Source organism: Mesotoga infera, assembly GCA_011045915.1.
GTDB lineage: Bacteria > Thermotogota > Thermotogae > Petrotogales > Kosmotogaceae > Mesotoga > Mesotoga infera_D.
On record DSBT01000256.1, the window covers coordinates 1 to 12,654 of the forward strand.

Here is a 12,654-nt window from a genome sequence, read left to right on the forward strand (position 1 = left end):
AGGCAGAGATCCTGAGAGTGAAGTCACTCGCCGAAGCGGCAGAAGAAAGTGGTGTGAAAGTAGTTATCTGCAATCTGGAAGGCGAATCGAGAAGGGGCCCGTCTTCCGACAGAATAGTCACCGAACTCGCACCTTTTGCAGATGCATACTTTGTAAAAGCAGACGCCGATCTAGATGGTTTCTTCACATCGTTCAGCGAAGAGGCCGGAGTTCCCCTGGCAACTTTTGAAAAGACAGTTGACCTGAAAGACGTACTGGCCGAATACTTCTGCAAATAGCAATGTGAATAGAAGGGGCGCGCTCCTGCGCCCCTTATTTCTTTGGAGGAAAATTAATGAGAATAAAAGCAGTATTAATTGTGGCTCTGTTTTTAACTTCCATACTCTTCGGAAGTTTTTTCAGACCGGACGTACGCCCCGGATACGGTGTTACCGACATCGGCTGGTTGTCTGACTATTTCTCTCCCCTGCGAAACACGAATATGGATACTCCCGTGTATTTCATGGATAGTGGCGTCGATGGACCGACATTTCTTCTGATGGGGGGCACTCATGCTAGAGAGATCTCGGCCTCGACCGCAGCGATAGTCTTCATAGAAAATGTTGCAGTTACGAGAGGCAGGGTAATCGTAGTTCCCTTCTCAAATATCAGCGCGGCTTCAATAGCTGACGAAACGGGAAAGGCGCCTCATTTTATACCGATTGAAGGCAGATCCGGCACAAGGTTCCTAGTGTACGGCGACAGAAGAACCGATCCGCTTGATCAGAGCATTCCTGATCCTGAGATCTTCAAACATGCTCAGTCTGATTTCACTCTCGATGATGGGGCGGAATCCAGGAATTTGAACAGGCAGTATCCGGGAGTCGCAGATGGAAATCCTACTCAACAACTTGCTTACGCAATAATCCAGCTCGCAAAAACCGAGAACGTAGATTTCAATCTTGACATGCATGAGAGTGGAACACCGGACAGCTACATCGACAGCAAGGGAAATGAACGATCTGGTAGCAGCCTGGCTTACACTCTGGTCTGTCATCCCGATGCGCTGGAAATCGGGGCCGTGGCGATTATGGAAATAGAAGCCTTCCATGGTGTTTCAATGAAGCTTGAAGAATCAAACAAGGCATTCAGAGGTCTCAGCCATCTAGAGATAGGAGATGCCACAGGTTCGCTTTCGTTCCTTTCGGAGACACCAAATCCAGGACAGGATTCATGGAGAGATAGATACGACGTTATCAACGACCCCGATTATCCATTGAGCCACAGGGCAGGTTTACAGCTTCAGATAATAAGATCTCTTTTCGGCGCTTACGAAATGATGATAGGTGAAACGATTGAAGTCGAAAATCTACCGTCTTATGAGGAAGTCATGCAAAACGGGATATTCTCTTATTTGAACTGAATTTCCGGGGGTGAATGTCATCTATACGCCTGAAGTCTGGTATTTCTTAGTAATGCTGATTACGTTTGTGGGTCTGGCTGTTGTTAAGATCCCTATTTCCGTTTCGTTGATGTTCTCCGCGCTGGCGGGTTCGATCGCCTTCGGGGAGTTCTTCCCTCTCAGGCATCTCGTGGAAGGTGGTTTTGGTTACATAGACACCATACTTGTGATTGGCTCTGCTATGATTTTTATGGAGTCAATCAAAGTGTCGGGCCTTCTAAATACAATTGCAGGAAACATGACGATCGCCCTTCACAAGAAACCAACCTTTCTTCTCGTACTGCTCACTTTTTTTATAATGATTGCCGGCATGATAACCGGGTCGTCAACGGCTACAGTTCTTACAACCGGTGCGATTGCCTTCCCGGTGCTGAAGAGTCTCGGACTGAGCAAGCGAAGAGCAGGTTCAATAATCGCAATGAGCGGAATCTATGGCATGATTGCGCCTCCGATCAACTTGCCCGCAATGATCATCGGTCAGGGCGTCGACATGCCTTATATTGGATTCACCACCCCTCTTCTTCTGATGACCTTCCCACTGGCAATCGTCACCTCGCTCATAATCGGAGCTCGCCGGGTGAAGCCGGTCGATCTCGAGGAATTCAGAAAGACTAGAGAGAGGGAACCGATCAAAGGCTTTGCAGTGTACTTGCCTCTGATTCTGATGGTAATACTTATGGTTCTGGAAAACGTGAGCTGGGGCTTCTCTCTCGGTCTGCCCCTGATTTTCATGCTCTCCGCGATAGTAGCGACCATAACGGGAGCAAAGGGCAATCTCCTTAAGATTTCGATATCGGCCATACAGAACTCTCTCGGTATTCTTTCGATACTAATCGGTGTGGGAATGTTTATTCAGATCATGACTCTGAACGGCGTACGCGGTCTCATTGTGGGCTTCCTAAATGGCCTTCCGCAAGGAGCTCTGTTGGCAGGAATCGCTCTTGGCATTCCGGCATTTGGTGCTGTTTCTTCTTATGGCTCTGCCTCAGTGCTTGGAGTTCCCTTCTTGCTTGCCTTTCTCGGCAATAATGATATCGTCGTCTGTTCGGCTCTCTCTCTGCTCGCCGGTCTTGGAGATATGGTGCCGCCAACGGCCCTTGCCGGTATATTCGCCGCTCATGTGGTAGGAGAGAAGAACTATTTCAAGATCTGGCTTAGCTCGATGCCGGCCTTTTTCATTACGATGATATTCGCTACCATTACCATAATCTACTCGAACGCGGTGGGGAGATTCGCAAACAGCTGGTACTTCTATCCGCTTTTCATAGCTGGTCTTGTAATAGTTGCGATCGCGCTTCTTTTAGTAGATAAGAGAAAGGAGATGCCGGTCTCGTGACATTCGTATATATTGCAATTGCAGTGTATCTAGCTTCTGTCTTAATATATTCGGCTTACAAGACTGCCAAGAAATGGGAGTGGGTCATGAGCGCCATGATACTCATCCCGCTAATTTTAAGAATCTTTCTCATTAAGTAGAACTACCTTACCCGGAGAGTTTTTCCAGAGTATAATTTCTCTAGCTAAACTCTTCGGGAGGGGTAGTAGTTGCAGATTAAACGAGACAGTCAGTTCTACAGATTCGCTGCGTACGGTTTTCTTAAGAATCTTCGTTTCTTTGATCCATTCTTGATTCTGTTCTTCAGGGAGATGGGACTTTCCTTTCTCCAGATAGGAACTCTCATTTCCGTGAGAGAGGTGGCCACCAATTTCCTTGAGCTCCCAACTGGAATAATCGCCGACTTGTACGGAAGAAGGTTATCTATGGTGCTATCAATGGTGTCCTATCTTTCGTCCTTCATTGTCTTTTACTTCTTTCCCAGTTTCTATGTCTATATGATAGCCATGATAGCCTTCGCATTCGGAGAAGCTTTCCGTACCGGAACCCACAAAGCAATGATACTGGAATACTTGAGAATCAATGGGATGACCGATATAAAGGTTCATTATTACGGAGCGACTCGAGCGGCATCACAGTTGGGGTCGGCTGTCAATGCGTTAATAGCTGCCTTCCTGGTATTCTACTCGGGCAGCTACAAGATAGTATTCCTCGCTTCTGTCCTGCCTTATGCCGCCAATCTCGTCAACCTGATGCTCTATCCCAAGGAACTTGACGGCGAGTTGAGATCCGGAGAAAAAAGAGAAACGATTAAAGCCTTCCTGGGTATTTTCAGGAGTGGAGACGCTCTCAAAGGGGTGTTGAATTCCTCTCTTTACGATGCGTTCTTTAAAGTTGTAAAGGAATATCTTCAGCCGATCCTCAAGGCCCTGGCTTTCGGGTTACCAATAATGATTGCCTTCAGCGCAGAACAGAGGACGTCCGTAATCGTAGGCGTAGTTTACTTCGTGATCTACATTGCCACTAGCTATGCATCCAAAAACGCCGGAAGACTAAGCGGCAAGTTTGGAAATGAAGCGAGAGCGCTAAATTACACCTACATTTTCGGTGCAGTTCTAATCATATTTAGCGGTATTTTTCAGATCTTCGCTTTGCAAGTCTTGGCCGTTCTCACCTTCTTCTTCTTGTTCATCCTTGAGAACTTCAGACGCCCCATCAACATCAGCTATATAAGCGATAACATAGATCATAAAACAATGGCTTCCGGTCTCTCGGTAGAATCACAGTTGAAGACTCTGCTGATGGCGATATTCGCTCCCTTGATTGGCTTCATGGCCGACAAACTGGGAGTGGGGTCAGCAATTACGATAGCCGGAGCAGCAATGCTCTGTCTATTCGCTTTCGTTAAACTTAACCCTCCCAGAACAGTCAAAGATAGTGGACAGGAAGGGGTCTAGTCAACAATACTACTCGAACGGTGGTGATATCTTGTGAGAGCACTCTGCATAGCAATAATTATGATTCTTCTTTCGACGGCAGCACTAGCCGTTGAGTCAGAGATCGAGAGTGCTTCAGGGAATATCGAAAGGATAACGGTTAGTCAGGTTACCTACAGTGAAGAGAACGGCGTCATGAAACCACAGAAAAGGGAGTCGAAGCGAATAGAGGTATTCTCTCAGCAAGGGTGGCCGGTTATTACCGCACTTCATACGAATGGAAGGGAATACAGCAGAATCGAATATACATATGATACCGCCGGCCTGGTTCTGGAGAGTCGATATTACAGGAACGCAAGTGCAAACTTCACTTCCAAAACACAGTTCAGCTATGATTCTTACGGCAGGGTCATTGAAGAGAAGACCTATGACTACTGGCCTCCGCTTCTGGGACCTCACAGACTGGTCGAAAGAGTCGAGATCACTTATGAACGAGAAGGTCGGGAGATACACAGAGTGAGGACAAATCAACTCGGCGCGGTTCTTTCAAAGACCAAACTCATTCTGGACGAAGATGGCAGAGTTCTGGAAGAATCGGTTCTTGATGGAAGCGGCAAGCTCACTTCGAGGACAGTTTACGAATATGACGACTCTCGCCTTTCGAAGATCTTTTCAATAAACAACGCGCTTTCTCTGAACGAAGGAACAACGATCAGCGATGTGGATTTCATTTTCGATAGAAAAACCAACACTTTCTCAGGCGGATCAGTCGTTCAGAGTCTGAGAAGAGTATCGGACGGGTACTTTGAAATTGTCGAAAAGCGTGAAATGGAAGAAGAGGTGGAAGGGACCGTCTGGGTATCACTCCCTGTGGAGCCCTTCTATGTCTCTCTAGAATACTCGGGCTCCCTCAAGACAACCATTTCAAGAAATGCTGAGGGAGATGTTGTTCTTCTTGAGGCCTTCTGCGGAGAAGAAACAGTGGTGATCGCTGAATACAGTTATGATTCAACCGGCTTGATTACCTCCAGAGAATACATTGCGGGAGAACTCCACCTCAGGATCGAATACACTTTCGATTCTAGAGGAAACTGGATTGAAGAACGGCTGTATAAAGAGAAAAGCAATGAGTTCAGTCTCTTGTCAGCAATTGAGAGGATAATCGAATACTATTGAAACGAGCTGCCTGCATCAAAGGTCCCGAAACTCCTCATTAAGCCTTTCCACGTTACTGGAGTCAAGAGCTGCATAAACAGGCAGATCGAATAAGAAGTTAATCTGCCTCAAGGAATCTCGATTTGATTTTCTTCAAGATTGAACTGAGCATCTCTTTCCGAAAAAAGTTCCGCACTTCGGCGGCTCTTTGTCGGCACTCCTTCGCGGGTGATAGAATCTTACTAGTGGGAGGATATATATGAGAATCACGCTTTTCATCGGGCCTTCGGCCTCCGGAAAAACGGAAAGAATGCTTCAAGAGCTAGAGGCAGCGCACAGGGAAGACCCGTTTTCCTATTTTTTTGTCGGTCCTTCCGGAGATCATGTCAGATATGTCAGAGAAAGCTTTATTTCAAGAGTTGGAACGATTCCCGCTTCCAGATTTCTTGCGATGGATCAGTTTGCCGTCGAGCTTTTCAGCGCACTTAATCCGGCATCGATCCATGTGGGAAACCATCTGATAAGAATGGAAATTGGGGATATTCTCGATCAAATCGGAAGAGAAGAACTCGCCGATTCGCCGGTATTCGTCGATTATCTGCTTGAAATGGTGCACGACGTAAAGGAAAACGGTGGTTTTGGAGAGATGTTCTCTGAAGACGATGAGGTGTCGGCGATTCTCGAGTCAATCTATGTCGAGCTTCAGAACAGATTATCAAAGAAGGGAATTTTTGACACTTTCGATGCTTACACTCAAATCGATGACTGCGAAAGGGATCTCAGATGCGGGGAGTTCGGCAGGTACTTATTCCTCGATGGGTTCCACGACTTCAGTCACGCCCTTAAGCATTTCTTCAAGGCCGTAATTCCAGCTTATGACGAGGTCTTCATCACCGTTCCCCAAGAGCCCGGAAAGGAGTTCCTGTTCTCGAATATCGATTCGATTCTGGAAACGGTAGATGAAATAGGCGAGAATCTACCGGAACTGGAGGTCAGAAGGATTTTTTTCGAAAAGACTCCTCCTTCCAGTGAATTCGAGAGTTTCAAAGACTCTCTTTTCTCATCCGCAAGCGGAAAGCAAGCCTGCGCATCGGTCGATATAGTCGTTTACCCCGATATCTTTGCGGAGATTGAGGGAATATCGAGGTTTGTGAAATCCTTGCTCTTATCGGGGCACGAACCGGGCGACATCTCAGTTGTCGCTTCGGACTTCTTCGCTTACAGAAAACTGCTCTCGGGAAAGCTCCGCGAGTATGGGGTTCCCTGCAGAATTGAAGGTGATGAGCAGCTTTACTCCTCTCTCTCGATCAGAAGGTTGATTCTTCCTCTAGAGACTGCTGTTCTGGGTTTCCCGCCTGAGAAGATCATCGCAATGGGCGACTCCGGTTATGGAGGAGAAATAGATTCGAAATTTCTTGAGTACGTATCTTCAATGTCTAGAATAATATACGAGAGGGCAGGTCTCAGGCTGTCGCTCCAAAAGAGAAGACTCTCGTGGCAGGAACACCTTGGAAGGCTTGTTCATCACATTGAAGCGAGGCGCGAGGCCATAATCTCACTGGCCGAGGATGAGCTTGAACTGAGCGCTGCGGAAGAGCTTGCCGGAATCGTTGAACGTATTGAAGGCGATCTTCTGCCCGCAATTGAGAAGATTTTCAGCGTTCTTGAACCTTTCAGAAGCTTGAGAAAGAGGTCGGTGGGAAGTTATCGTGAAATGTTGATTGGCTGGGAGAAGGAACTCTCACTGACAGATGCTTTTGATGAGTATCAGAATGACTTGCAGGAGCAGGAATTCGCGGCAGTTAGAAGGCTCTTCGATCACACTCTTACAGATCTGGAGAAACTCCTCAAGTTCATGGGCAAGGAGCTGATCTCTCCGCAAGAGTACTACAGGTATCTAATGGTTGTGCTCAGGCATGACAAATTCCCTCTTTCGAGGAGCAAAGCAAACAGAGTCGAAGTGCAATCGCTGATAAATTCGCGCTTTTCGAAGAAGAAGATCAAGCTGTTTGCCGGCTTCGTGGACGGCGCATATCCTCATGTCAGTTTGAATCCATTGTACAGTTTCACCCAATTTGGGGAGATCAAGCCCAGGGATCTTCTTCTGGATGAGGAGATGCACCAGAGACTGAATCTCCACATATCAGTAAGTTCGGCACTTGAGTCTGTAAGGTTTACTCTTCCCGAGTCAACGGTTGACGGTGAACCAATTCTTCCATCTCCTTACCTGAAGAGCGTTTTGGAGAGTTCGGGGTGTGAAATCCTCCGGGAAGGGAGAAGGGCCGGCAGAAGATTCGGATATATTCCGGAACTGGGATCATCGATGAGTGAATCAGAGCTGAAGATTGCGGCAGCAAGACTGTTCAGAAGCGAAGCATGGAACGATCTTAAGGAATTCGGGCCACTGAAACCGCTCGATTCAGTCCTTACCCAGTTTGGAAGGGAGTTGAGCTGGTCTGTCGAAAATACAGGAGACCTAGGCAGGATCGTCGGCAAGGTCTTCTCATTCTCGCGTCTGAAGTCCTACGACGATTGCCCATTTTCATTCTTTCTTTCCTACGTTGTAGGTCTCGATGTCTCTTTGGAAAGGATTTTTGAGCTAACAGCCCTCGATGAGGGAAACATTTTCCATTCCGTTCTTAGAGATTTCTTTTCCGGAAAGACCAAGGACTGGCAGAGCTCTCTTTCCGAGAATATCTCCAGACACCTGATGCACGATAGCGAGGTAGTCTTTCGGTTTGAATTCGAAAGGCTTAAAGAGATTCTCAGGGACTACATTACTGAAAGAGAATCCAAGAAACCGAACTTCATGCAGGGGGATTTCGTTCCTTTCGCTTTCGAGAAAGCCTTCGGAATTGGAGATACGAAACCGGTAGAACTGCAGTCTGATTTCTTCTTGAGAGGCAAAATCGATCGACTTGATCTCGATGAATCGAGCCGCGCAATGTATCTCATAGACTACAAAAGAGGCGACAGCGGTGACGAAAAGCAGCTTCTCCTGTATTCTATCGTTGCAGACAAACTCTTTAAAGAGAAAGGATACTATGTTGCAGGGGGGGGTTTCAAGACACTGATAGGAAGAGTAGTTAACAAATCTGCCTTTAGAACGATTTCTTCAGACGAAGAGAAGTCCTGGGAGTTTGCGAACAAGAGAAAAACAGAAAGAATCGTTAGGGAGTCTGAGCTTTTTGAATGGCTCCGGAAGATAACCGAAGGAATCTATTCGGGGAGATTTCCACCCTCGTTCATCCGTTCTTCAAACCAGTGCTACAACTGCAAATTCGCAGCTGTCAAGAGAGCGATCACCTGGAGGGAAGGTGGATCAGATAGTGAATAGCGACATGTTTGTCACCGCTTCTGCCGGTACGGGGAAGACATATACACTGGTTAAGGAGTATGTCGGAGTATTTGAAAGAGCATTCAGGCTTGGCGAGCAGCTTGATGTCCACAACGTGGTTGCAATTACCTTCACGAATAAGGCTGCAAGAGAAATGAAGGACCGTGTAATAAGCGAATTTGATCTCAGGATCTCTCACGGTGAACCGGGGAAGTGGAAGTTCTTGAGAAGCAAGCTCTCATACGCCTGGATCTCCACCATTCACTCTTTCTGCGAAAGGATACTGAGGGAGTGCGCCCTCTTCGCGGGCATAGATCCGGGATTTCAGATTATCAACGGAATGAGGAGATCCTCACTTGAGGAAAAGGTTGTCAGGACTTACTTCGAAGAGAACCTGGAATCTATTGAGCCGCTCATTCGGCTGATGGGACTCGATAAGGCGTTTAGATTGATGAAAGATGCATTGTCGAGGGAGAGGCACTCATTCTATCTTAACCCCTCCCCCGTTGAGTGTTCAGGCAGAGATCTGGGCTCGGATGCCGAAATAATCATCGACGGTTCGAAGGCATTCGCGGAATCTTACAGGGCAGTTCTGTCTGATTACGAAATGAGAACTACGGGTTCCGGCCTCCTGGACTTCGATCAACTCCTGACCAGAACGAGAGATCTTCTGCTGAAAATGCCTGATGTGCAGCAGAAGTACAGCAATCGGTTTAGATACATCTTTGTTGACGAATTTCAGGATACAGATGAGCTTCAAAACGAGATAATCAGACTACTCAAGTCCGATGGCAAAAACAATGTCTTCTTCGTAGGTGACGCAAAGCAATCCATATACCGTTTCAGAGGAGCAGACGTCTCGGTCTTCAACAAGACAATGGATACCTTCAAGAGTAGCGGAGCAGCTGTCAAGAATCTCCGGATCAATAGACGCTCACATCCCGACCTTGTCTCATTCCAGAACAGATTTTTCAAGAGAGTGATGCAAGAGAACACTGAAGGCCAATTCTTTCGTTCAGTTTATGGGGAAGACGTCGAATCGATCCCTTACGAAATTGACACTAACTCCTCAAGAGTGAGAATAATTGGCAGCGAGAACTCAGACGACTCAAAGGGAGTGGCAAAGACTATAAGGGCGCTTCTCGAAGAGGAAATTGTCTTCAGAAACAAGTCAGGAGGATGCCTAAAGCGTCAAATAACTCCTGGAGATATTGCTATCCTCCTGAGAACATTTTCCAGAGTTACGAGTTACGAAGCAGCTCTCGAAGAAATGAATATTCCCTTCTATACCGTCGGCAGCAGAAACTTCTACGAAAGGCCGGAGGTCACCGGTCCCCTATCCTGGCTTGATCTCCTCGTCGATCCCTTGAATGATAACAATCTCGCGTCATTCTTGCTATCACCGGCCTTTGGAGCTACACTTGATGAAATGCTCTCTCTGAGGGTCAGACAAGGCATGAGTCGTGTTCCGCTGTATTTCGTTCTGCAGGAAAGCAACGATGGAAGATTCTTTCAGTTGAAGGAGCTGCTCGATAAATTTGGGAAGCTCAAACATGTGCTCTCCCCGAGCGATATTCTCCAGAGATTTGTTGATGAAACTGAGTATCTGGCGAAGCTGTCAACACTTAAGTCCGGCGAGAGAATGATTGCCAACGTGAAGAAGCTGATTGAGCTGGCCCAGGACCTTGATAGAATGGGTAGTTCCCTCCGCGAGCTTTCCTCAAACATAAGGGCGTTTGTTGATTCAAGTGATGAATCTGAAGCCACTCTCGAGACAGAAGAGTCGGATAGCGTCAAGATACTTACTGTTCACAAGTCGAAGGGATTGGAGTTTCCTATTGTCGTAATTGCCGACATGTACTGGAAAAAAAGAAACTCCAGTAAGCGGCTCTTCTTTGATGAGAAGGGATTTCTCATTACGAAGAGTAAGCCTGACAAAGATGAAGAGGGCCGAATTGGACGACTGGCGAGACAGGAAGAGGAAAAGGAACTGGAAGAAGAGAAGCGGACACTTTATGTTGCCTTATCGAGGGCACGTGAAATGCTTATTCTTAGTTTAAACGGAAAAGGAGACTCTTCACGCCCATGGTCAATCTTGCTTTCAGGATCTCTGCTAGAGCCGGAAAGCGGCGAGATAAACAGTTTCTTGAAGGAAATAGCCGAACCGTTCTCTCCAGGGGAATTTGCTTCCCTTGAGGACAGGTCCTCCAGAACTGAATTCTCTTTGCCGGAAATCGCTTCGGTAATGCCGGTTGCCGATTCTTCTTACGTCAAATACCTCTCGCCGACCTTCATAACTTCTGACTACGAGGCCGAGTTCGAAACTGCATTAGATGCCGGAAGTCCGGACCTCGTGAAGCGAAAGGCAAATATCGGGTTACTGGCCCACAGCATCCTGGAACCGCTGGGAATGAAAAGTGTTCAAGGACTTCCCCTAACTCTGAAATCGATCATCGACGGAGGAAGACCGGTCTCTGTTGACAGGGTTAGCTTCAGCGACGATGATCTGATTGAAGTGAAGAGAGTTCTCTCAGGACTGGTCCAACATCAAATCATCAAGGAAATTGAAGATTCCGAAAGAGTGTTAAGCGAATTCCACTTTCAACATGGGTTCGGGAAGTATGTTTTGATCGGAATTGTTGATAAACTATACTTGAAGGACGGAAAGTGGAGGATTGTAGATTTCAAATATGCGAACTGGAGTCCCGGATTCGTCGAAAAGTACCGATTCCAGATGAGGTTCTACCTCTACATTCTCAGAGATCTCTTGTCCCCCGTTGAAGCAACACTGCTCTTTCTTAAAGACGGAAAGGCAGAGAAGATTGTACTTGAAGATCAAGTGAGCTTTGAGACGGAACTCCTTCAAATGGTCTCAAAAGCCGGAGGCGATACGAATGAACCTTAAACCAACACGTCGCTCTTTTATGATCAGGTACTTCATCTATCCTTACTATTTCTTTCTAGGAATCATATTCTATCTGAACTTTGACCTGTCGGGCATAGACGGAAACAATCGCCTTTTTCTTATAGCAATCTGGATAGCCTTGACAGTAGTTCCAGGAATTCTACTGGCGTTCTCCCGAAGGAGATTCGGCTGGTTCTTCTGGCCGGCGCTCTTGAATGCTGCCGGCTGGTTGATAAGGTACGTTTTCCCCGAGAAGACCTACAATGATCTCAAACCGTTGTTCGACAACGGGCCGGTACTTCTTTTCACGGTAGCGGGGCTGCTCGGTGTCATGTTCGTGGAGATTTACAGGAAATCTTTCAAGTACGAGTTCAGCGATGCCGGAGTGGAGATTACCCACGGAATGTTCAGCGCAAACTCTCATATGATTGTCGCCAGACACATTACAAACGTCATGCTAAAGAGAAACTTCTTCGAACTCATAATGGGAGTTGGTCACGTGATTCCTGTAACCTCGTCTGGAATGGGTTCGGGAGATAGAGGGGTAATGGGAGGCTTTACGACCGATGCAGGAACTCAGAACCTTCGTGGGGGAGCCTTTGTGGGAAGCGTCAGCACTGAGAAAGAGTTTGTTGCAAACCCAGCAAACTGCATATATGGCATATCGAAACCGAAAGATGTGATGGAAAAATTAAAGGAAATGGTTTTATAAAGAAAGATTAATGGCGTGCCCGGGGCGATTTGAACGCCCGGCCTCCAGATCCGCAGTCTAGCGCTCTATCCAGCTGAGCTACGGGCACCCATAAACAATACAATGGCGGAGAGAGAGGGATTCGAACCCTCGGAGGGTATAAACCCTCACGTGCTTAGCAGGCACGCGCCTTCGGCCTCTCGGCCATCTCTCCACCCTACAGAGTTCATTCTATCACGGTGAGGTTGCGGTGTCAATGCAACGTAAGTCTTGAAAATCTCTTCAAAGGACACTGGTTAAGCGTTTCCCAACTCTCCTATCTCATTTCTTTGAGTTTGAATTACTGAAATGAG

At 47.0% G+C, this 12,654-nt stretch carries 8 protein-coding genes and 2 tRNA genes; 8 read left to right on the plus strand and 2 right to left on the minus strand.

Going from position 1 to position 12,654, the window contains the following annotated elements; genetic code table 11:
* Positions 1-17 precede the first annotated feature (17 nt).
* The 8 genes from ENN47_08735 (at position 18) to ENN47_08770 (ending at position 12,322) form a co-directional block, all read left to right on the plus strand.
* Positions 18-278 (plus strand): hypothetical protein, encoded by a 261-nt coding sequence (locus tag ENN47_08735; GenBank protein HDP78251.1) that lies wholly within the window; start codon positions 18-20, stop codon positions 276-278.
* A 56-nt stretch (positions 279-334) separates the two neighbouring features.
* The gene (locus tag ENN47_08740; GenBank protein HDP78252.1) at positions 335-1,402 is read left to right on the plus strand and encodes a deacylase; all 1,068 of its coding nucleotides are present in this window, start codon (positions 335-337) and stop codon (positions 1,400-1,402) included.
* A 10-nt stretch (positions 1,403-1,412) separates the two neighbouring features.
* A complete protein-coding gene (locus ENN47_08745) occupies positions 1,413-2,777 on the plus strand; it encodes a TRAP transporter large permease subunit (GenBank protein ID HDP78253.1) in 1,365 nt (454 codons plus the stop codon).
* 209 nt (positions 2,778-2,986) lie between these two features.
* Entirely contained in the window at positions 2,987-4,234 is a 1,248-nt protein-coding gene (locus tag ENN47_08750) for an MFS transporter (GenBank protein ID HDP78254.1), read from the plus strand.
* A gap of 33 nt (positions 4,235-4,267) precedes the next feature.
* Complete coding sequence (locus ENN47_08755) at positions 4,268-5,389, plus strand: hypothetical protein (GenBank protein HDP78255.1); 1,122 nt, start codon at positions 4,268-4,270, stop codon at positions 5,387-5,389.
* Between the two features lie 238 nt (positions 5,390-5,627).
* The gene (locus ENN47_08760; protein ID HDP78256.1) at positions 5,628-8,705 is read left to right on the plus strand and encodes an ATP-dependent nuclease subunit B; all 3,078 of its coding nucleotides are present in this window, start codon (positions 5,628-5,630) and stop codon (positions 8,703-8,705) included.
* Positions 8,698-11,610 (plus strand): exodeoxyribonuclease V, encoded by a 2,913-nt coding sequence (locus ENN47_08765; GenBank protein HDP78257.1) that lies wholly within the window; start codon positions 8,698-8,700, stop codon positions 11,608-11,610. Before ENN47_08760 ends, ENN47_08765 begins: the two co-directional genes overlap by 8 nt.
* Complete coding sequence (locus ENN47_08770) at positions 11,600-12,322, plus strand: PH domain-containing protein (GenBank protein HDP78258.1); 723 nt, start codon at positions 11,600-11,602, stop codon at positions 12,320-12,322. Before ENN47_08765 ends, ENN47_08770 begins: the two co-directional genes overlap by 11 nt.
* 11 nt (positions 12,323-12,333) lie before the next feature.
* Here ENN47_08770 and ENN47_08775 read toward each other — a convergent pair.
* Together ENN47_08775 and ENN47_08780 are read right to left on the minus strand one after the other, a co-directional pair.
* A tRNA-Arg gene (locus ENN47_08775) sits at positions 12,334-12,410 on the minus strand.
* 15 nt (positions 12,411-12,425) lie between these two features.
* Positions 12,426-12,515: transfer RNA gene (locus ENN47_08780), tRNA-Ser, on the minus strand.
* Between the last annotated feature and the right edge of the window lie 139 nt (positions 12,516-12,654).

What these genes read in the sequence shown, in the direction of transcription:
- ENN47_08740 (HDP78252.1), top strand. Translation starts at nt 335, where the DNA reads ATGAGAATAAAAGCAGTATTAATTGTGGCTCTGTTTTTAACTTCCATA.
- ENN47_08760 (HDP78256.1), top strand. Translation starts at nt 5,628, where the DNA reads ATGAGAATCACGCTTTTCATCGGGCCTTCGGCCTCCGGAAAAACGGAA.
- ENN47_08770 (HDP78258.1), top strand. Translation starts at nt 11,600, where the DNA reads ATGAACCTTAAACCAACACGTCGCTCTTTTATGATCAGGTACTTCATC.